Origin of the sequence: Actinomadura harenae, assembly GCF_003696215.1 — a bacterium.
Lineage (GTDB): Bacteria > Actinomycetota > Actinomycetes > Streptosporangiales > Streptosporangiaceae > Spirillospora > Spirillospora harenae.
Genome location: NZ_RFFG01000043.1, coordinates 30,892 through 50,749, shown reverse-complemented (window position 1 = coordinate 50,749; position 19,858 = coordinate 30,892). Strand labels below are relative to the sequence as shown.

Sequence of the window (19,858 nt, the reverse complement as noted above, 5' to 3'; positions counted from 1 at the left end):
CCGCAGTCCGGGCGCAGAACGCCCGCGGGCGCCTGATCTTCGCGGGACGTGCGAACGCCCGGCCCCTCGGGGACCGGGCGTCATGGGCGGGCCGTCGTGGGCCGGGCGTCGTGGGCCGGCCTCGTGGGAGGGGCGGGTCAGCCGCTCTGGCGGAGGGCGGGGTGGGCGCCGGCGGCGACGAGGTCGGCGACGGCCGAGCGCGGGTCGCGGCCGATGACCAGGCTCTCCCCCACCAGGACGGCGTCCGCGCCGGACGAGGCGTAGGCGAGCAGGTCGTGCGGGCCGCGGACGCCGGACTCGGCGATCTTCACCACGCCCGCCGGGACGCACGGGGCGACCCGGGCGAAGGTCTCCCGGTCGACCTTGAGGGTCCGCAGGTTCCGCGCGTTGACGCCGATGACCTTGGCCCCCGCGTCCACGGCGCGGTCGACCTCCTCCTCGGTGTGCACCTCGACCAGCGGCAGCAGGCCGATCGACTCGGCCCGCTCGACCAGCGAGACCAGCGCGTCCTGCTCGAGGGCGGCGACGATCAGCAGGGCGACGTCCGCGCCGTACGCGCGGGCCTCCCACAGCTGGTAGGAGGTGACGATGAAGTCCTTGCGCAGGATCGGGATGTCGACCGTGGCGCGGACCGCGGCCAGGTCGTCCAGGCTGCCGCCGAACCGGCGGCGCTCGGTCAGCACGCTGATGATCTTCGCGCCGCCCGCCTCGTAGTCGCGGGCCAGCGCGGCCGGGTCGGCGATCGCGGCGAGCGCGCCCTTGGACGGGCTGCTCCGCTTCACCTCGGCGACCACCCCGACGCCGGGCGCGCGCAGCGCCGCCAGCGCGTCCCGGGGCGCCGGCGCCTTCGCCGCCCGCGCCTTGAGGTCGTCGAGCGACACCGTCCGCTGCCGGTCGGCGAGATCGGCCCGGACTCCCTCGATGATCTCGTCCAGCACGCTCACGTCGTGCCCACGCTCGCCCTCGGTCACGCAGGAGCCCCCTATTTTCCGGTCGATCCGTGCACCGATCGTAGCCTCACCCGCCGACGCCGCCCGCACCCGGGGGCGGGCTCAGAAACGCCCTCCCACTACCATTCACCCCCCGAACCCCACTCATGGGGCCAGAGCGTGCGCGAACGGCAGATTCCGGACGACCCAGTACACCAGCAGCAGCCCGACGGCCCCCGCCAGGGCGCCCTTCCTCAGCAGCACCGAGGTGACCTGCTCGCCGCGCGCCGCGCAGTACGTCCAGCGCGCCCAGAGGTACCCGGCGACCGGCATCAGCAGGAAGGCGAGCGGGTTGAGCCCGAACGCGGCGGACACGTGCCCGTGGGTCAGCGAGTTGACCATGCGCAGCCCGCCGCAGCCCGGGCAGTAGTACCCGGTCAGGAACAGGAACGGGCAGGTCGGGTAGTGGCCGGGCGAGTGCGGGTCGACGAACGTGACGACCACGGTGGCCGCCGCGGCCGTCCCCAGCACCGCCAGCGGGGACCGCAGCCGCCGGCTCGCGGACGGTCGCGGCCGCCCGCCCTCCGGCGTCGTCCCGGTGGGAGTCGCTCCGTCCGGAGGCGTCCCCCGCCCCACAGCGCGCACCGCGTCGGGTGTCCCCTGGCTCACCCCACCAGCCTAAGCCGAACCCGTCCCCGAGTTCAGGCACCCGGTGGGGAACCTGCCCACCGAGGGCCACCGACCTGGCGTTCCGGCCGCTGGGAGGGGTCCGCCGGGTCAGGCGTCGAGGCGGTAGCCGACGCCGCGGACGGTGCGGATCGGGCTCGCACCGCCGAGTTTGGCGCGGAGCTGGGCGATGTGGACGTCCACGGTGCGGCTTCCCGCGCCCGCGCCCGGCCCCCACACCGACTCCAGGAGCTGCTCGCGGGTGAAGACGCGGCCCGGGTTGCGGGCGAGGTAGCGCAGCAGGTCGAACTCGGTGGCGGTCAGGGTGACGTCCGCGCCGTCCGCGTCGCAGGTGCGCGCGGCGGTGTCGAGGGTGAGCCCGGCCGCGCGCAGCTCCCGCGTCACCTCGGCCCCGCCGTGCCGCAGCGCGTCCGCGACCGCGCGGACCAGGGCACGGGGCCCGAACGGACGGTCCAGGCGGTGCGCGCCGAGGGTGCGGGCGAGCGCCGGATCCATCGGGCCGAGGACCGCGACGACACGTCCGCCGGGAGAAAGGGGACGGGCGACCAGGGTCGACGCGACCCTCCGGTACAGCTCGACGGGCCGCGTGGTGGTGGACACGTCGAGGACCACCGCGTCCGGGCGCACCCGGGCGGCGGTGTCGGACGCGGCGGACGGGTCGGGCTCGACCTCGACCCGGTAGCCCTCGCGGGTCAGGCAGCGCCGCTGGAGCTCCGCGACGGCGGGGTCGTGCTCCACGACCAGGACGAGTTCACCCGCGCCGCCCGCCACTCCGCTCCGCCTCACCGGCGCCGCGAGGCGGCGTCGGTCGAGGCGGAGACGGCATCGGACGTGGAGGCGGTGCCGGCCGCGGTGGTGCCCGTCGAGGTGGTGTCCTCTTCGGGGTCGGTCGGGTCCTCGCCGCGGTCGAGCGACTTCCAGAGGGCGGACGCGTCGTCGCCGGACGCGGCCGGACGGGCGGCCTTGCCGGGTTTCGCGGCGTCCTGCCCGGTCGCGGGCTTGGCGGCCTGCTCGGGGCGCGCGTACCGGGCGGACAGTCCGGGCCAGCGCGAGCCGCGCGCCAGGACGATCAGCCCGGCCGTGGCGAGCAGCACGCCGCCCGCCATCGACAGGCCCCACCAGGGCTCGACGTGGACGACGGGATGCGCGCCGAGCTTCATCAGCGCGCTCTTCTCCGCCGCGACCTTCGCGGCGTGCGCGGGCCGGGACGCGGTCACCGAGGTGACGACGACACCGGCGCCGAACAGCGCGAGCAGCAGCCCGACGGCCGCCCGGACGCGTCCGGACGTGGCGAACAGCGCGGCGAGCCCGGCGAGCCCGGCCCAGCCGAGCGCGGACGCGAGCTGGCCGACGTCGTGGCCGGTGAGGTGCTGGGTGAACGGCGTGATCGCGTCCTGGGCGCGGACCGTGGCCCAGTGCTGCCCGGCGGCGAGCAGCGTCAGCCCGGCCCCGGCCGCGCAGACCAGGGCCGCGACGCCTCGTTCCCGCGCGGAGGTCACGACTGCTCGGCGGGCCGTTCGCCGACCGCGGCGGGAAGGACGTCGGCGTCGAAGCAGGTCCGGTCGCCGGTGTGGCAGGCCCCGCCGACCTGGTCCACCTTGATCAGGATGGCGTCGCGGTCGCAGTCGAGCGCGACCGACTTGATCCACTGCTGATGGCCGGAGCTCTCGCCCTTCACCCAGTACTCCTGGCGGCTGCGCGACCAGTAGGTGGCGCGGCCGGTGGTGAGGGTGCGGTGCAGCGCCTCGTCGTTCATCCAGGCGAGCATGAGCACCTCGCCGGTGTCGTACTGCTGGGCGATCGCGGGGACGAGCCCGTCGGCGTCGCGCTTGAGCCGCGCGGCGATCTCGGGGTCGAGGCTGGACTCGGAAGGGGCAGCGGACATGCGATCCATTCTGCCGCAGGCCCCGGCCCGTCCGCGTCCAGGTCCCACATTCGTTCACCGTGCCTGCTCACACGGACCCGCCCGCCGAGGCGCCTCCGCCCCCGGAGTGACCAACCCCACACCGGCGAGTCCCTCGAAAGACCGCGCCCGTGCACGGCGGGGGTTGGCGGGAGCGGGGGTGAAGTGGAGCGGGGGTGAAGTGGAGTGGGTGTGGACGCAGCGCAGCCCGCGTTCCGACGAGCGGAGCACGGGCTGCGCGGACGACTGCGGGTGTTACAGGGGGACGACCTGGTCTGCCTGCGGACCCCGGTTACCCTGCGTCACTTCGAACTGGACGCGCTGGTTCTCGTCCAGCGAGCGGTACCCGGAGGTCTGGATCGCCGAGTAGTGCACGAAGACGTCGGGGCCACCACCGTCGACGGCGATGAAGCCGAAGCCCTTTTCGGCGTTGAACCACTTCACGGTGCCCTGCTGGGGCATGTCTTTCTCCTTGCGGCAAAACGTGGGCCCACACCTCGCGGGCCCAGCGCGGTTGCTAGCGGAACGCTCTCGCCCCCCGGGATGGTCCCGGATAGCCAAAACGCCCGCTGCCATCAGTCCGCGGGCGTCCGTACAAACGATCGAGAACCACGACTGCAACCGACCGGTCCACAGTATCACCGGATCCGCGTAAAACGCAGGAGCCGCAACCCTTTCGATCGGTGCACCGAGCGCCTCCCCGGCGCACGACTCATCGGGGCAACACCTGACGGACATCGGTCGATCCGAGTTCGGTGCTTGTTCGGTGCCGGGGAGAACGCGGATTGTCGCTGGCCACCGTGGAGATTCGCCTGTTTCCGGGGAGACGGGACGACTCGTCCGGTGACGTCCGTGAAGCGGCTTGCAAGCGGACTCGCCGATTCCCAAACATCCGGGAGTTCCGCCGAGAGCGGAGCGGTCGGCATCGGATCGGGGATTCGGGCGGACCGTACCCCCGGAAGCGACCGGGTGGTCATGTTCTGCGGGGGCCGGCGCGGGGACCCGGAGGGCCGATCGGCCCGTCGTACTAGGAGATACCGAACCTCCGGAACCTCCGGAACCTCTCGTGTCACACCGTTACCGGGATCCGAATCGGAGAGCCTCCGGAGAGTGGTTCCGGGGGAGCACTCGGCGTCCGCCGGTGACGTCTCGGCGTCCGCCGGCGACGCACGGCGGACACGCCGACTGGAGTGCCCCGGAGCATGGCGAACCTGTCCGCTACGAAACATTTCTAAGGACATAGCGGGCAATTTTTATGCGTTGGAGACGAGTTCCACTCGCGCACGCGCATCCCGGTGGCGCTCCCCCGGACGCATGCACGGCGGATGTCCCCGCGGTGAACAAAGAAGGCGGCGCTGTTCGCCATTCTGTCGAGGTCAAGAAGAGCGTCCGAAGGCCGACTCGGCCACCGCCCCGATTCCCCTCCGCCGCTTCGCCGAACAACCCGGCGCGGGCCGCCTCCGGCCGTGGCCTTCTCGGCACGGCCGGCGGGCTCCGCCCCTGGACGGCGGGGTCCCGGCGGGCCGTCCCCCAGGACGAACCGGGCCCCGTACGCCGACCCCCGTAAGCCGGGCGAGCCGTCCACCTTAGACCCCCTGAGGCGCCTGAGGCGTCCACAGCCCCTCCAGGGAGGGCGGTCCGGAGGTTCGGGGGCGGCGTCCGGCGGGCCTCGGGACGCGCGTCGGTGGGGCGAGGCGGGCGCACGCGGGCGATCAAGGTGGGAATACCCGATACGCCCGGATGGTAGGGATAGTCGCGCCCCACAACCTTCCGGACCCAAGGAGCCCCCGTGCCAGCAGGCTCGTCCCCACACGGAGCCTCGTCCCCCCAACGCCCCGTACCCGACCCCACCCCCGCCCCGGACGACGCCTCCCCCGGCGATGCCGTCCCGGCCGAGGTCGTCGTGTCCGACGCCACAGAGGAGAGCCGTGCCACGGCGGACGACGCCCACGCGACGGACGATGGCGACGCGGCAGGCGACGCCGACGCGGCGGGCTCCGGCGCCCCGGAGGGCTCCGGGGACGAGCTGGGGGCGGGCGGGGCCTCGTCCACCGGGCAGATCCTGCGGGAGGGGATGCGGGTCCTGGGGGTGGCCATCCGGGCGGAGCCCCGGGTGTTCACCATCTCGGTGCTGGCCAGCGCCCTGTACGGGCTGATGACGGTCGGGACGGCGCAGGCGCTCGGCTGGGCGACCCAGCACACCGTCCTGCCCGCGTTCGACAGCGGGCACACGACCGCGGGGGCGCTGACCACGGCCGCGCTGCTGATCCTCGGGGTGGCGTTCCTCAAGGCGCTCGGCGTGGGCGGACGGCGGTTCTTCGCCGGGCTCATGCAGTACCGGATGCAGGCGCGGTACCGGCGCGCGGTCACCCGGCAGTACCTGAGACTGCCGCTCGCGTGGCACCAGCGGCACCCGACCGGGCAGCTGCTGTCGAACGCCAACGCCGACGTCGAGGCGGCGTGGGCGCCCCTCGCGCCGCTGCCGATGGCGGTCGGCGTGGTGTTCATGCTGCTGATCGCGGCCGTGTCGATCCTGCTGACCGACCCGGTCGTGGCGATCGTCGGGTTCCTGGTGTTCCCGGCGATCGCGCTGCTGAACGTCGTGTACCAGCGGCGGCTCGCGCCGGTCGCGACCCGCGCGCAGCAGCTGCGCGCCGAGGTCAGCGAGGTCGCGCACGAGAGCTTCGAGGGCGGGCTGGTCGTCAAGACGCTCGGCCGCGAGGAGGCCGAGACCGAGCGGTTCGCGGCGCGCGCCGACGCGCTGCGGGACGCCAACATCGCGGTCGGGCGCGTCCGGGGGATGTTCGACCCGGTGCTGGAGGCGCTGCCGAACCTGGGGGTGCTGGCCGTCCTGCTGATCGGGTCGGTGCGGCTGGAGTCGGGCGCGATGACGGCCGGCGACCTGGTGCACGTGTCGTACCTGTTCACCCTGCTGGCGTTCCCGATCCGTTCGCTGGGCTGGGTGCTGGCGGAGGTGCCGCGCAGCGTCGTGGGCTGGGACCGGGTCCGGTCCGTCCTGGACGCGGGCGGGTCGATGCCGTACGGGGAGGCCGAGCTGAAGGCGGGGTCCCCCGCCGCGCTGCGGGTCGAGGCCGTCCGGTTCGGGTACGAGCCGGCGGACGGCGCGCCCGCGGCGGACGTGCTGCGGGACGTGACGTTCGAGGCGTCCGCCGGCCGGACGGTCGCGGTCGTGGGGCCGACCGGGTCGGGCAAGTCGACGCTGACCGCGCTGCTGGTGCGGCTGGTGGACCCGGCGGACGGGTCGGTCCTGCTGGACGGCGTCGACGCGCGGGACGTCCGGGCGGGCGGGATCGCCGCGACCGCCGCGCTGGTCCCGCAGCAGACGTTCATGTTCGACGACACCGTCCGGGGCAACATCACGCTCGGGCTGGACGTCCCGGACGAGCGGGTGTGGGCGGCGCTCCGGCTCGCGCAGGGCGACGGGTTCGTCGCGGCGCTGCCGGACGGGCTGGACACGAGGATCGGGGAGCGCGGCGCGACGCTGTCCGGCGGGCAGCGGCAGCGGCTGGCGCTCGCGCGGGCGGTCGTCCGCAGGCCGCGGCTGCTGGTGCTGGACGACGCGACGTCGGCGGTGGACCCGCAGGTCGAGCAGCGGATCCTCGCGGGGCTGCGGGAGTCGGAGGACAGCGGCGCGGCGACCGTGATCGTCGTCGCCTACCGCAAGGCGACGATCGCGCTGGCCGACGAGGTGGTGTTCATCGAGCACGGGCGGGTCGCGGCCCGGGGGCCGCACGCCGAGCTGCTGGAACGCTCCGAGGGCTACCGGAACCTGGTGAACGCCTACGAGCGGGCCGAGTCCGAGCAGGCCGAGCAGGACGCCCTGGACGCCGAGAGCGCGGACGGGGCCGAGGACGAGGACGGGACGGGTGTGGAGGAGACCGGCGGAGTGGGAGGCAGGGCATGACCGCGCTGAGTGAGACCGCCGCGCGGGAGAGCGCGCTGAGCACGCTGCGGCGGGGACTGCGGATCAGCCCCGAGTTCCGCGCCGGGCTGACCGGGACGCTGCTGCTGGCGCTGGTCGCGACCGCGGGCCGGATCGTGGTCCCCGTCGCGGTCCAGCAGGTGATCGACAAGGGGCTCGGGAAGGACGGGACGCATCCGGACCTGCCGTTCATCCGAACGGCGGTCGCGCTGTGCGCGGTCGGCGTGCTGATGACGGCCGTCTGCGCGTACCTGATGAACGTCCGGCTGTACCGGAGCAGCGAGACGGGGCTGGCGGCGCTGCGGGTGCGGGCGTTCCGGCACGTCCACGACCTGTCGATGCTGACGCAGAGCGGGGAGCGGCGCGGCGCGCTGGTGTCCCGGGTCACCGGCGACGTCGACCAGATCAGCCAGTTCATGCAGTTCGGCGGGCTGATGATCATCGTGTCGGCGGGGCAGCTGGTGGTGGCGAGCCTGCTGATGGCGGTCTACTCGTGGCCGCTGATGCTGCTGGTGTGGGCGTCGTTCGTCCCGCTGGCGTGGGCGCTGCGCCGGTTCCAGCGGATGATCTCCGGGGCGTACACCAAGGTGCGCGAACGCACCGGCGACCTGCTGTCGGTCGTCAGCGAGAGCGTGGTCGGCGCCGCGGTGATCCGCGCGTACGGCGCGGAGGAGCGCACCGCCCGCCGGGTGGACGAGACGGTCGACGCGACCCGGGCGGCGCAGACGCGCGCGCAGGGGCTGATCGCGATGACGTTCCCGTCCAGCGAGCTGGTCGCGGCGCTCGCGACGTCCGCCGTCGTGGTGTGCGGGACGCTCCTCGGCCTCGGCGGGCACCTGACCGCGGGCGAGCTGATCGCGTTCCTGTTCCTGGTGACGCTGTTCGTGTCGCCGATGCAGACCGCGACGGAGGTCCTGAACGACGCGCAGAACGCGATCGCGGGCTGGCGGCGGGTGCTGTCGGTGCTGGACACCGAGCCGGACGTCGCCGACCCCGGCGCGGACGGCGAGACGCTGCCGCGCGGCCCGATCGAGGTCGAGTTCGAGGGGGTCGGGTTCTCCTATCCGGGGGGTCCGCCCGTCCTGCACGAGGTGGACGCGCGGATCGCGCCGCGCTCGCGGATCGCGATCGTCGGTGAGACGGGGTCGGGCAAGACCACGTTCGCGAAGCTGCTGACCCGGCTGATGGACCCGGTCGAGGGCGAGGTGCGGGTGGACGGCGTGCCGCTGCGCCGCGTCCGGTTCTCGTCGCTGCGCGACCGGATCGTGATGGTGCCGCAGGACGGGTTCCTGTTCGACGCGTCGCTGGCCGACAACATCCGGTACGGGCGCGCGGACGCATCAGACGCCGACCTGCGGCTCGCGCTCACCGAGCTGGGCCTGGCGGACTGGCTGGACGGCCTCGCGCAGGGCCTGGCGACGCCGGTCGGGCAGCGCGGCGAGTCGCTGTCGGCGGGCGAGCGGCAGCTGGTCGCGCTGGCCCGCGCCTACATCGCCGATCCGGACCTGCTGGTCCTGGACGAGGCGACCTCCGCGGTGGACCCGGCGACCGAGGTCCGCATCCAGCGTGCCCTGGACGGCGTGACGCGGGGCCGGACGGCCGTGTCGATCGCGCACCGGCTGTCCACGGCCGAGGCAGCGGACGAGGTGATCGTCTTCGACAAGGGCCGGATCGTCCAGCGGGGGCCCGCGTCCGAGCTGGCCGCCGTTCCCGGCGTGTACGCCGACCTGCACGCGTCCTGGGTCGCGCAACGCAAGATCTGATCCCCGGGGGCCCCTGGGCGCCCGCGAGCCTCTGCGGAGGGCTCGCGGGCGTTCCGTGGAGGGCTCGCGGGCGTTCTGTGCGCGGTGTCACGGCAGGGCCCGCGGGCGGGTCTCCTGGCCGTTCGGGCAGGGGTTCGAGGGGTGTCCGGCGGGGTACGGACGGGTCGCGGCGCGGGAAAGCACTTGCCCGTTATCTGGTCGAGTGCGCATTCTGCTGGGGTGAACAACGAGGTCGTGGTGGAATCGGCGAGCACCCTGCACGGGCAGCTCCAGCGTGGACTCGGCAGGGCGGCGCGCCGCGCCGCCGAGCGGCGCGGCGCCGGTGAGTACGTGTACGACTGTCTGCGGCGCGATCCCCGGTGGGACCGCCAGTGCGAGTCACGCGGCCTGTACTACGCCCGGTTGATGGTGGACCTCGAGCTTCCGGTCGGCCCCGTGGCCGACCACCTGTTCGACCCCGCCGACCAGGCGGACGACGACGGGCGGCGGTCCGGCCCGCGGGTCGGGCTGGCGCTGGAGACGCTCGCGGCCATGGTCCGGCTGAGCCGCCGCGAGGCGGCCGAGCCGCTGCGCCGGTACGCCGACGAGGGCGCGCACTGGTTCGACGCGCTGGACCTGCTCGTCCGGTTGCGGGATCCGGCGCTGACCTGGGACCTGGACGACCTGGTCGACGGCCGCTGCGACGAGCACGACCTGGCGCAGCTCGCCGGGGAGGCGGGCAACCCCGTGCTGGAGATGTGGGCGGCGCGCAAGCCGCGCGTCGCGGCGGCGCTCGCCGAGCGGCGCGAGCGGATGGCGCGGCGTCCGGTGGGGCCGCGGCGCGATCCGCGGGACCGGCTCGCGCGCTCCGGAGGGGCCGCCGGGGTGGGCGGTGGTGCAGGCGGGCCCTCCGACACCGAGCTGGTCGAGCTGGCCCGTCAGGGCGACGACACGGCCATCGCGGCCCTGTTCGAGCTGGGGCGCAGACGCGTGCCCGCGCTGCTCGACCTGGCGGAGGAGCTGTTGCCGCAGCGCAAGCCGCGCTGGATCGGCGCCGTGGGGAGGGCCGTCGAGTTCTATGGCGCGGAGGCGCTTCCTCGTGCGCGCGTGTGGGCGGCGTCCCCTGGGCCGTTCGCGTACGTCGGCCTCCGGATGATCGCCAATCACGGCACCCGGCAGGACATCCCCCTGCTCATGGACGAGCTGACCGACGCGCTCGACCGGGAGGACTGGGGCGCGGCGGCCGAGCCCGTGGAGGGTCTCGGCAGGCTCCGCGCCGGTGAGGCCGTCCCGCTGCTGAAGTCCGCGTGGACCGACACCGAGTACTCGTTCCTGCGGCGCCGCGTCCTGACCTCGCTGATCCGCACCGCGCCGCACACCGCCGAGTCCTACACCGTCGAGGGGCTGTGGGACTGCGAGGAACCCGTCCGGCAGACGGCCGTCGAGGCCGCGCCGATCACCGAGGAGACCCGGACGCGGCTGCAGCGGCTCGCCCTCGACGTCCCGGAGAGCCCGGAGTTGCGCGCGTCCGCCGCCGCCCGCCTCACCTGAGCCGCGGGGGCGGTAGGGTTCGCTCATGCGTTCGATCAGCGTCGCCCAGCGGCGGGCCCGGCTCGGCGTCCGGCACCGGCTCGCCGCGGCCGGGCGCACCGATGATCCCCTGGCGGTCGCGCGGTCGCTGACCGCGCTGCACGCCACCGACCCGGCGTCGGTGTTCCTCCAGGTCGCGGCGCGCAGCCCCGCGGCGGGGCCGGGGCACGTGGAGAAGGCGCTGTACGACGACCGGGTGCTGCTGCGGCTCCTGGCGATGCGCCGGACGATGTTCGTCGTCCCGAACGACTTCCTGCCGGCGCTGCAGGCGGCCGTCGCCGACCCGCTCGCCGTCAAGCAGCGCCGCACCTACGGCAAGTACATCGCGGGCGCGGGCCTCGGCGGCGACGACCCGGACGGCTGGGTCCGCGACGTCGAGGAGTCGACGCACGCGGCGCTGCTGAGGCTCGGGGCCGCGACCGGGGCGCAGCTCAGCGCGGCCGAGCCGCGGCTGCGGTCGCGGGTGGTGATGGCCCCCGGCAAGTCCTACGAGAGCACGACCGGCATCACGACGTGGATCCTGGTCACGCTCGGATGCGAGGGGCGGATCGTCCGGGGCCGTCCGAACGGGTCGTGGGTCAGCAGCCAGTACGTGTGGTCGCCGGTCGAGACGTGGCTGCCCGAGGGCGTGCCGTCCCTGCCGGTGGACGAGGCGCGGGCCGAGGTCGTCCGCCGCTACCTGCGCACGTTCGGGCCCGCGACCGCGGTCGACGTCAAATGGTGGACGGGCTGGACGGCGGGCGAGGTGAAGAAGGCGCTCGCGGGGCTCGACACGGCCGAGACCGACGCGGGGATCGTCCTCGCCGACGACCTCGAGCCGGTGCCCGCGCCCGAGCCGTGGGCGGCGCTGCTGCCCGCGCTGGACGCGACGCCGATGGGCTGGAAGGAACGCGACTTCTACCTCGACCCCGGGCACGTCCCGGCGCTGTTCGACCGCAACGGCAACATCGGGCCGTCGGTGTGGTGGGACGGGCGGATCGTCGGCGGCTGGGGCCAGGACGCGGACGACGCGGTCGTGTTCCGCTTCCTGGAGGACGCCGGGTCGGACGCGCGGTCCGCCGTCGCCGCCGAGGCGGAGCGGATGACCGCGTTCCTCGACGGCGTCCGCATCACCCCCAGGTTCCGCACGCCCCTGGAACGCGAACTGTCGTCCTGACCAGGCGTCATCCACCTCCTTCCGGCGGCTCGCCGGGCGGCGGGAGGCGCGGGTCGGGGACGAGGCTCTCGGCGGGGCGGTCCGTCCATCCCGCCTGCCGGACGATCTCGTACCGCCACCGGTCCCCGGGGCGCAGGCTCGCGGTGCGCGGGCCGGGCGTCACGACGACCTCCTGCCCCGCGGCGAGGCGGCCCGTCCCGGGGTCGATGAGCAGTTCGGAGTCGATCGTCCCGTTCTCCCCGGTCGTGGTCCGAAGCGCGACGCCCTGGTACCGCCGTCCGGCCGCGTCGGCCGCCGTCACGGTCCGGACGCCGCGCAGGCTGGCGAGCAGCCGGTAGGTCGCGACGCGGACGCCGTAGTCGACCGGAACGTCCACGAGCAGGAACGACGCGCTCCGGTAGAGGTACGCGTCGGGGTCCGCGGGGCGCTCGTGCCCGACCCGCACCGCGTAGTTCAAGAGCGCCGCCCGAAGCTTCGCCGGATCGGTGGGAAGGCGGCGCGCCCCGTCCACGCCGAAGTCCAGGACGGGCCCGTTCCCCATTTCCGGGCCGATGGAACGGTCGGGAACCTCGACGCCCAACGCGTCGGCCCCCGGCTTCCCGTCGGCCTCCCACTTGGCGCGGTCGCCCGCGCTCGCCGGGCGCACGGTGACCTGCTCCCCCGACCACTCGGCGCTCTGGGCCCGGTCCTTCCGCGAGAGCGGCCCGTTCGGCGAGGCGAGTACGTAGTCGTCCTGTTCGACCTGCATCGCGTACTCCACGCCGGGACGGATCGGCGAGTGCACGACGGCGGTCCCGCCAACGGACGATCGCCGGTACCAGAGCCTTCCCGAGCCGGGGGTGTTCGCCGTCCCGTCGGCGGCGGCGAACAGGAACCGCGCCGCGTCCCCTTCCCGGTACACGATCGGCTCTACCTTGTAGTACGGAAGGGCGTCCCGCATGACCCCTGTGACCAGCGACAACGCCGTGACGCTGCACGCCGCGATCGCCCCGGCGAGGAGCAGGACCCCGGCCTTCCCCGGCGGCCGTCCGACGGGCCGTTCCCTCCGGCGTCCGCCGTCCTCCCGGCCGATCTCCGCCATCAGCCGGGCACGGGCGGTGGCGCGGGCGGCGTCCGAGGGTTCGCGTTCCCGGACGTGGATCTCCGCGACGGCTTCCAGGTCACGCATCCGATCCCCCTCGGGTCGACGGCTGCAGCCGCGGAAGGGAGGCCCGGACCTTCCGGCGGGCGCGGCTGAGGCGCGAGCAGACGGTTCCGTAGGCGATGTCGAGGGCCTGGGCGACCTCGGGGTAGCTCAGCTCTCCGAGGGCCACCAGCAGCAGGACGTCGCGGTCTCCGTGGGCGAGTTCGCCGAGGGCCGCGCTGAGCGTGCCGTCCCCGGCGGCGACGGCGCTCAGGACCCGGTCCTCGTGGCCTTCGACGACGTCCCGGTCCTCCATCCGCGCCATCGCGCGGTAGCGGCGCGTCTCGCTGCGCCGATGGCGTCCGATGAGATTGGTCGCGATCCCGTACAACCAGGGCCGCGCCGACGTGCGCACGGTGTCGAAGCGCTCCCGGGCACGGAACGCGATGAGGAACGTCTCCGCGGCGATGTCGTCCGCGGCGTCCGCGCCGAGCCGCCGGTCGACGTACCGGTGGATCTCCGCGTAGTGCCGGTCGAAGATCTCGGCGAACCGTTCCGGGCTGTCCCGCGCGGCCGCGATGATCTCGCCGTCGGACGCGTCGGTGGTCACCGGCGCCGCGTCCCGTCCTGCGATCTGCTCATCACGGCTCCTTCGCTCGGCTCGGAGGGGGCTGACACTCATGTTTGCCCGCTCCCCGCCCACCCCTTCTCGGGTGGGGCCTTGCTGGGGATCGTGTTGTCCAGGGATTCGGTGGTGGGGCTAATCGTTGGGGGTGGGGAGGGCGGTGTGCGAGCTTGGGGTGGTACGGGGCGGCGGGGCGGGCCCTTCACCGGCCCGCCGCCCCGTTTCGCCGTGCTACCGGTCGATACGGACCGCTCCCGAGTGATCCGCGTCGCCCGCGTTCGCGCGCGCGCCCTTGGCGGCGCGGTCGATGAGCCCGGCGATGACCTGGGCGGTCTCGGGCGGGTGCTTCGCCAGCCAGCGAAGGACGGCACGGTCGTAGTCGCCGAGCTCGACGTCGTGCTGCGCGCACGCCGTGAGCAGGAGGTCGTGCGTGCGGGCCTGCATCACGCCTCGTTTCCCGTGTGAGGCGTAGATGTCACGCACCTCGGTGTAGGCGTCGTTCTCGGTCTCATAGGGTCCGCTCATCCCAACCTCTCCATCTCTCTTCACCCTGTTCTTCGCCGCAGCGCGATTCTTGTTCCGATAGGTCAGCGGACCTCGCCGAGCCGTGTCTCCTTTCCCTTCTGCCAGAGCAGCCACGTGCCCGCCGCGATGACGCGTCCGGGCCAGAGGATCCGGTGTCCGTCGCGCAGGTCGTAGACGAACGAGCCGGTGCGTCCGCGCTGGTCGGTGACGGTGTAGGCGAGGACGTCCCGGCCCACCGTCAGTTCCCTGCCGCCGCTCGCGTCGAACTCGGCGGGCAACCGCAGTGTCGGCCCCTGTCTGAGGGACGTCCAGGCGAAGGTGCCGAGGGTCCGGCCGTTCGCCCAGGCGAACGTGGTCCCGTTGGCGCCGGCGACCCAGGTGCGGCCGATGTCGGCCGTCCTCGCGGGGGCCCCTTCCGGCGGAAGGAGGTACCAGCCCGTCCTCCTCGGCAGGGTGGACCCCCGCGTGGTGAAGGTGGCCAGCCGGCCGTTGTCCGTCAGCGCGAACATCGCCGGAGCGGAGCTCGCGACCACGGTGAAGTTCGCGTCGGCGAAGACATGCGCGAGGGCCGTGTCCCGGCTGTACGGGGACGGGTGGTCCGGGCATCCGGCGAAGGTCCGCAGCGTTCCTCCACGCTGGGTGAGGACGAGCCGGCGTCCGTCGTTCCACAGGTCGCGGGAGAGGTCGACGAAACGCGGGAACGACGTCGAGTCTCCGGTCTTCCGGTCGATGCACGTCAGGGTGCCCTCGGAGTCGACGGAGAGCGTCGCCGAGGGGCTCACCGCGAACGCGCCCGCCGGACGGGCCGCGACGGCCGCCGGGGCCGCCTTGGACCGGTCGAGCGTGGCGGACATACGCGGAAGGGGGCGCTTGTCGTTCGGTCCCAGGAGCCACAACTGGTCCTTGAACAGGGACAGGAACGAGCCGTCCGTGCCCAGGGCCACCGGAGTGGAGGGCACGCCCACCAGCTCGCCGGGGATCGCGTTGGGCGCCGGAGAGATCGTCAGGCTCTCGGGGTCGCCCTGGGCCCTGAACAACGGGGCGGTGCCCGCGAGGGCGGAGCCCGACTTGGGGGAGCCGCCCGCGCCGAGGACGACAGGGAGGCCGACCGCGAGCACGGACACGACGGACGCGCCGCCCAGGAGCGCGCGGCGGCGGTGGGTGGCGCGGCGGACGCGGCGGCGGTTCTCGGCGGCGGCCCCGAGGCCGGGGCGGACGGTCGCGGCACGGGTCGCGAACGCGCCCCGCAGGCGGGTCTCGATGTCGTTCACACCTTCTCCTTGAGCTGCTCGCCGAGCGCGGCGACGGCGCGGGACGCGTGGGCCTTGACCGTGCCGGGGGCGATGCCGAGGGCGTCGGCGGTCTCGCGTTCGCTGAGGTCGAGCCAGTAGCGGAGGACGAGCACCTCGCGCTGGCGGCGCGGGAGGCCGTCCACGGCCCGGAGGAGTTCGCGGACGTCCTCGCGGTCGACGGCGGCGGACTCGGGGGTGCCGGACGCGGTGGGGGCGGCGCCGGCCATCTGCGCGTGGCGGCGGCGCGCCATGCGCAGATGGCGGAGCCTGCTGCGGGACGCGTTGCACACGGTGGAACGCAGGTAGGCGAGCGCGGAGTCGGGGTCGCGGAGGAGGCGTCGCCTTCGGTGGAGGCGGACGAAGGCGTCCTGGGCGACGTCCTCGGGGTCGTCCGCGCCGAGCAGCGCGGCGAGCCGGACGAGACCCCAGAAGTGGGCCTCGAACAGCTCGTCGTACGACACCTCTTGGACGGGCACCACGACGCCCTCCGCTATCAGGTGTTGGATCACGGTAAGAGACGAAACCGAGGCCCCGGGGTTTACCTTAAGCGCAGACTTTCTCAGGGAGGGGTGCGGCCGATGGCGTTGCCCGAGCTGGAACCGGGAGTGCTGCCGCCGGGGGCGGAGCGGCTGCGGGCGGAGGTGCGGGCGTTCCTCGCGGCGGCGGAGTTCGAGCCGCGCTGCGACGCGTGGCTGACGGGCGCCGACCCGGGGTTCAGCCGGGAGCTCGGCGCGCGCGGCTGGCTGGGGATGACGCTGCCGGCCGAGTACGGCGGCCGGGCGCGGACGGCGCTGGAGCGGTTCGTGGTGGTCGAGGAGCTGCTCGCGGCGGGCGCGCCGGTCGGGGCGCACTGGATCGCGGACCGGCAGATGGGCCCGAGCCTCCTCGCGAACGGCACGGACGGGCAGAAGCGGGAGTTCCTGCCCGCGATCGCGCGCGGCGAGTGCTTCTTCGCGATCGGGATGAGCGAGCCCGGCGCGGGGTCGGACCTGGCGTCCGTGCGGACGCGGGCCGAACACGCGGACGGCGGGTGGCGGCTGACGGGGACGAAGGTGTGGACGAGCGGCGCGCACCTGGCGCACGCGATCGTCGTCCTCGCGCGGAGCGCGCCGGGCGGTCCCCGGCACGAGGGACGGCACGAGGGGCTGAGCCAGTTCGTCGTGCGGCTGCCGGGCGACGGGGTGACGATCCGCCCGATCCTCGGGCTGTCGGGCGAGCACCACTTCAACGAGGTCGTGTTCGACGGCGCTCCGGCGGAGCTGCTCGGGCGGGAGGGGGACGGCTGGCGGCAGGTGACGGCGGAGCTGGCGCACGAGCGGTCCGGGCCGGAGCGGTTCCTGAGCACGTTCGCACTGGTCAGGCTCGTGTGCTCGCTGGCTCCGGGGGTCGCGTCCGGGCGGCTCGTCGGGCGCCTGTGGGCGTTGCGGCAGGCGTCCCTGGCGGTCGCGGGCGCGCTCGCCGCCGGACGCTCCCCCGATCTGGAGGCGGCCGTGGTCAAGGACCTCGGGACGCGGTTCGAGCGCGAGGTGATCGACGTGGCGCGCGAGCAGCTCGCGGTCGAGCCGGACCCGGCGTCCCCGGACCTGGCGGCGCGGCTGCTCGCGCAGGCCGTCGTGCAGGCGCCCGGGTTCACGCTGCGGGGCGGGACGAACGAGATCCTGCGCGGCATCGTCGCGCGCGGCCTGGGGGTGCGGTGACCGTGGCGGGCGACCGGAGGCTTCTCGAGGAGACGGCGCACGCGATCCTGGGCCTGGACGACCCGTGGCCCGCGCTGGAGGAGGCGGGCCTCACGGGTGTGGGGGTACCGGAGAGCGCGGGCGGCAGCGGCGGCGATCTGGCCGACGTGGCCGTCCTCCTGCGCGCGCAGGGGTACCACGCCGCCGCCGTGCCGCTCGCGGAGACGCTGCTCGCCGGACGGCTGCTCGCGACGACCGAGCACGCGATGCCGTCCGGGCCGCTGACCGTCGCCCCCGGACGGTTCGCGCGGCGCGTGCCCTGGGCGCGGGACGCGTACCGGCTCGTCGTCCTGGACGGCGAGCGCGCCGCCCTCGTCGCCCCGGAGGACGCCGAGATCACGCCGGGGGCGAACGTGGCGGGCGAGCCGCGCGACGACGTCACGGTCCGGGCGGGCCTCGCGTCCGTGGAGTGTCCGGTCTCGGCCGAGGACGTGCTGCTGCGCGGGGCGCTGTTCCGGGCCGTCCAGCTGACGGGGGCGATGCGGCGCGTGCTGGAGCTGGTGGTGCGGCATGCGGGCGAGCGGGAGCAGTTCGGGCGTCCGGTCGGGCGGTTCCAGGCCGTCCAGCAGCAGCTCGCGGAGCTGGCCGGGGAGGTCGCGGTCGCGGACGTCGCGGTGCGGGCCGCGCTGCGCACCCCGGACGACGAGGTCGCGGTCGCGGCGGCGAAGCTGAACGCCTCGCGCGCGGCGGGCGTCGTCGCGGGCGTGGCGCACCAGGCGCACGGTGCGATCGGGGTGACGTCGGAGCATCCGCTGGGCGCGCTGACCACCCGGTTGTGGGCGTGGCGGGACGAGTTCGGCGGCGAGACGCACTGGGCGCGGCGCCTCGGCGCGCTGGGCCGGGTGCCGTGGGAGACGGTCACCCGGACCGACACGTCACCGACTACCGTTACCTGGTAGTAGCCCCCCGACGGAGACCGAGAAGCATGGCTCTACTCGACCGCCTGCCCACTCCCCCGATCCCTCCGCTCCGAATCCCCCGCTACAGCGTGCGGCGCGACCTGCCCGTGCCGATGCCGGACGGCGTGACGCTGCTCGCCGACCGGTACGTCCCGCACGGCGTGCGGAACCCGCCGACGCTGCTCGTCCGGACCCCGTACGGGCGGCGCGGCCCGGCGGCGCTGCTCAACGGCCTGCCGTTCGTGCCGTTCGGGTTCCAGCTCGTCGTGCAGAGCGCGCGCGGCACGTTCGGGTCGGGCGGCGAGTTCGACCCGCTCGGCAGCGAGCGCGCCGACGGCGCGGCCACGCTGCGCTGGCTGCGCGAACAGCCCTGGTTCGGCGGGTCGCTCGGACTGTACGGGGCGTCCTACCTGGGGTATTCGGCGTGGGCGCTCGCCGCGGACGCGGGCCCGGAGCTGAAGGCGATGGCGTTGCAGGTGACCGCGTCGTCGTTCCGTGAGGCCGCCTACGTCGGCGGGTCGTTCGCGCTGGAGTCCACCCTGACCTGGACGGACCTGACGCACCGGCAGAGCACCCGCCTCGGCGTCCTCACCGCGCCGCTCGTGTCGCGGCGCCGGGCGCTGCGGGCGGCGGCGTCGCTGCGTCCGCTCGCGGAGCTGGACGTGCTGACCGGCGGCACGCCCATGCGCTTCTACCAGGACCTGCTCGCCGCTCATCCGGGCGAGACGTCCTACTGGCGCAACCGTGACTTCTCCGGGACGGTCGGACAGGTCGATGCTCCCGTCACGCTCGTCGGCGGCTGGTACGACGTGTTCCTGCCGTGGGAGATCCGCGACTATCTCTCGCTGACCGCCGCCGGGCACCGTCCCCACCTGACGATCGGGCCGTGGTGGCACGCGGACGCCCGGCACGGTCTCGTCGCGTTCCGCGAGGCGCTCGCCTGGTTCCGCGCGCACCTGCTGGACGACCCGTCCGGCCTGCGGAGACACCCGGTGCGCCTGTACGTCACGGGCGCGCGCGAGTGGCGCGACTACCGCGCCTGGCCGCCGCCCGGGACGCGCCCGGAGCGATGGCACCTGCACAGGGGCGGCGGTCTCGGCCCGGACGGCCCGCAGCGGCACGAGCCCAGCGCGTACCGCTACGACCCGGAGCGTCCGACGCCCGCGCTGGGCGGCCCGACGCTCCTCGGGAGCTCGCGGCCGGTGGACAACCGGCCGCTGGAACGGCGTCCGGACGTCCTGGTGTTCACCTCGCCGCCGCTCACGTCCGACCTGGAGGTGATCGGGCCGGTCACGGCGGACGTCCACCTGCGGTCGAGCCGCGCGCACACCGACCTGGTCGTCCGGCTGTGCGACGTGGACGAGGGCGGCGTGTCCCGCAACGTCTGCGAGGGCGGGCTGCGGCTCACGCCCGAGCACCCGGCGGACGCCGACGGCGTGCGCCGGGTGACCGTGGACCTGTGGCCGACCGCGCGGCGGTTCCGGCGCGGGCACCGCGTCCGCGTGCACGTGACCAGCGGCGCCTACCCGAAGGTCGCCGCGAACCCCGGCACCGGCGACCCGCTGACCAGCGCGGCGCTCGCTCCCGTGCCCGCCGACCAGGAGGTGTTCCACGACCCGGACCGTCCGTCCGCGATCATCCTCCCGGTCGTCGAGCGGCCCCCCGAGGCGGCCGTGGCCGACGCGGAGGCCCCGGCGTAGGGTCCGGG

The 19,858-nt window shown here is 74.5% G+C and carries 18 protein-coding genes; 7 read left to right on the top strand and 11 right to left on the bottom strand.

What is annotated here, in order from left to right:
* Positions 1-137 precede the first annotated feature (137 nt).
* The 6 genes from trpC to EBO15_RS23325 form a co-directional block, all read right to left on the bottom strand.
* Complete coding sequence (trpC, locus tag EBO15_RS23350) at positions 138-944, bottom strand: indole-3-glycerol phosphate synthase TrpC (protein ID WP_122196587.1); 807 nt, start codon at positions 942-944, stop codon at positions 138-140.
* 150 nt (positions 945-1,094) lie between these two features.
* A complete protein-coding gene (locus tag EBO15_RS23345) occupies positions 1,095-1,598 on the bottom strand; it encodes a DUF2752 domain-containing protein (protein WP_233616382.1) in 504 nt (167 codons plus the stop codon).
* Between the two features lie 108 nt (positions 1,599-1,706).
* Positions 1,707-2,402, bottom strand: a complete 696-nt coding sequence (locus EBO15_RS23340; protein WP_233616381.1) for a response regulator transcription factor — start codon at positions 2,400-2,402, stop codon at positions 1,707-1,709.
* Entirely contained in the window at positions 2,399-3,115 is a 717-nt protein-coding gene (locus tag EBO15_RS23335; RefSeq protein ID WP_122196564.1) for a Trp biosynthesis-associated membrane protein, read from the bottom strand. The genes EBO15_RS23340 and EBO15_RS23335 overlap by 4 nt, the downstream gene beginning before the upstream one ends.
* Positions 3,112-3,501: a phosphoribosyl-AMP cyclohydrolase gene (gene hisI / locus EBO15_RS23330; RefSeq protein ID WP_199744756.1), complete on the bottom strand. Its 390-nt coding sequence runs from the start codon at positions 3,499-3,501 to the stop codon at positions 3,112-3,114. Before hisI ends, EBO15_RS23335 begins: the two co-directional genes overlap by 4 nt.
* Before the next feature lie 273 nt (positions 3,502-3,774).
* Entirely contained in the window at positions 3,775-3,981 is a 207-nt protein-coding gene (locus tag EBO15_RS23325) for a cold-shock protein (protein WP_117359821.1), read from the bottom strand.
* 1,612 nt (positions 3,982-5,593) lie between these two features.
* Here EBO15_RS23325 and EBO15_RS23320 point away from each other — a divergent pair.
* The 4 genes from EBO15_RS23320 (at position 5,594) to EBO15_RS23305 (ending at position 11,950) form a co-directional block, all read left to right on the top strand.
* Complete coding sequence (locus EBO15_RS23320; RefSeq protein ID WP_122196586.1) at positions 5,594-7,444, top strand: ABC transporter ATP-binding protein; 1,851 nt, start codon at positions 5,594-5,596, stop codon at positions 7,442-7,444.
* Positions 7,441-9,225 (top strand): ABC transporter ATP-binding protein, encoded by a 1,785-nt coding sequence (locus tag EBO15_RS23315; protein WP_122196562.1) that lies wholly within the window; start codon positions 7,441-7,443, stop codon positions 9,223-9,225. The genes EBO15_RS23320 and EBO15_RS23315 overlap by 4 nt, the downstream gene beginning before the upstream one ends.
* Before the next feature lie 219 nt (positions 9,226-9,444).
* Positions 9,445-10,755 (top strand): hypothetical protein, encoded by a 1,311-nt coding sequence (locus EBO15_RS23310; protein ID WP_233616380.1) that lies wholly within the window; start codon positions 9,445-9,447, stop codon positions 10,753-10,755.
* Positions 10,756-10,780: 25 nt separating this feature from the next.
* Positions 10,781-11,950, top strand: a complete 1,170-nt coding sequence (locus EBO15_RS23305) for a winged helix DNA-binding domain-containing protein (RefSeq protein WP_122196561.1) — start codon at positions 10,781-10,783, stop codon at positions 11,948-11,950.
* Positions 11,951-11,957: 7 nt separating this feature from the next.
* On the opposite strand, the gene EBO15_RS23300 is transcribed toward EBO15_RS23305, so the two are convergent.
* From EBO15_RS23300 to EBO15_RS23280, 5 genes are all read right to left on the bottom strand, one after another.
* Positions 11,958-13,118, bottom strand: coding sequence for a hypothetical protein (locus EBO15_RS23300; protein WP_122196560.1), 1,161 nt, complete (start codon positions 13,116-13,118; stop codon positions 11,958-11,960).
* Complete coding sequence (locus tag EBO15_RS23295) at positions 13,111-13,755, bottom strand: RNA polymerase sigma factor (protein ID WP_122196559.1); 645 nt, start codon at positions 13,753-13,755, stop codon at positions 13,111-13,113. The genes EBO15_RS23300 and EBO15_RS23295 overlap by 8 nt, the downstream gene beginning before the upstream one ends.
* A gap of 174 nt (positions 13,756-13,929) precedes the next feature.
* Complete coding sequence (locus tag EBO15_RS23290; RefSeq protein WP_122196558.1) at positions 13,930-14,223, bottom strand: hypothetical protein; 294 nt, start codon at positions 14,221-14,223, stop codon at positions 13,930-13,932.
* Positions 14,224-14,285: 62 nt separating this feature from the next.
* Positions 14,286-15,494 (bottom strand): hypothetical protein, encoded by a 1,209-nt coding sequence (locus EBO15_RS23285; protein WP_122196557.1) that lies wholly within the window; start codon positions 15,492-15,494, stop codon positions 14,286-14,288.
* Positions 15,491-16,024 carry an RNA polymerase sigma factor gene (locus EBO15_RS23280; protein ID WP_233616379.1) on the bottom strand — a complete coding sequence of 178 codons (534 nt, stop codon included), beginning with the start codon at positions 16,022-16,024 and terminating at the stop codon, positions 15,491-15,493. Before EBO15_RS23280 ends, EBO15_RS23285 begins: the two co-directional genes overlap by 4 nt.
* 69 nt (positions 16,025-16,093) lie before the next feature.
* Between EBO15_RS23280 and EBO15_RS23275 the strand changes: the two genes are divergently transcribed.
* From EBO15_RS23275 to EBO15_RS23265, 3 genes are read left to right on the top strand one after another with little or no spacing between them, the layout of a single operon-like run.
* The gene (locus EBO15_RS23275; RefSeq protein WP_122196555.1) at positions 16,094-17,212 is read left to right on the top strand and encodes an acyl-CoA dehydrogenase family protein; all 1,119 of its coding nucleotides are present in this window, start codon (positions 16,094-16,096) and stop codon (positions 17,210-17,212) included.
* Complete coding sequence (locus EBO15_RS23270) at positions 17,209-18,150, top strand: acyl-CoA dehydrogenase family protein (RefSeq protein ID WP_122196554.1); 942 nt, start codon at positions 17,209-17,211, stop codon at positions 18,148-18,150. The genes EBO15_RS23275 and EBO15_RS23270 overlap by 4 nt, the downstream gene beginning before the upstream one ends.
* 26 nt (positions 18,151-18,176) lie before the next feature.
* Entirely contained in the window at positions 18,177-19,850 is a 1,674-nt protein-coding gene (locus EBO15_RS23265) for a CocE/NonD family hydrolase (protein ID WP_122196553.1), read from the top strand.
* Positions 19,851-19,858: the final 8 nt, after the last annotated feature.

Coding starts and splice junctions, on each gene's coding strand:
- hisI (WP_199744756.1), bottom strand. CDS start 3,501: ATGTCCGCTGCCCCTTCCGAGTCCAGCCTCGACCCCGAGATCGCCGCG.
- EBO15_RS23325 (WP_117359821.1), bottom strand. CDS start 3,981: ATGCCCCAGCAGGGCACCGTGAAGTGGTTCAACGCCGAAAAGGGCTTC.
- EBO15_RS23320 (WP_122196586.1), top strand. CDS start 5,594: ATGCGGGTCCTGGGGGTGGCCATCCGGGCGGAGCCCCGGGTGTTCACC.
- EBO15_RS23315 (WP_122196562.1), top strand. CDS start 7,441: ATGACCGCGCTGAGTGAGACCGCCGCGCGGGAGAGCGCGCTGAGCACG.
- EBO15_RS23305 (WP_122196561.1), top strand. CDS start 10,781: ATGCGTTCGATCAGCGTCGCCCAGCGGCGGGCCCGGCTCGGCGTCCGG.
- EBO15_RS23300 (WP_122196560.1), bottom strand. CDS start 13,118: ATGCGTGACCTGGAAGCCGTCGCGGAGATCCACGTCCGGGAACGCGAA.
- EBO15_RS23295 (WP_122196559.1), bottom strand. CDS start 13,755: ATGAGTGTCAGCCCCCTCCGAGCCGAGCGAAGGAGCCGTGATGAGCAG.
- EBO15_RS23290 (WP_122196558.1), bottom strand. CDS start 14,223: ATGAGCGGACCCTATGAGACCGAGAACGACGCCTACACCGAGGTGCGT.
- EBO15_RS23275 (WP_122196555.1), top strand. CDS start 16,094: ATGGCGTTGCCCGAGCTGGAACCGGGAGTGCTGCCGCCGGGGGCGGAG.
- EBO15_RS23265 (WP_122196553.1), top strand. CDS start 18,177: ATGGCTCTACTCGACCGCCTGCCCACTCCCCCGATCCCTCCGCTCCGA.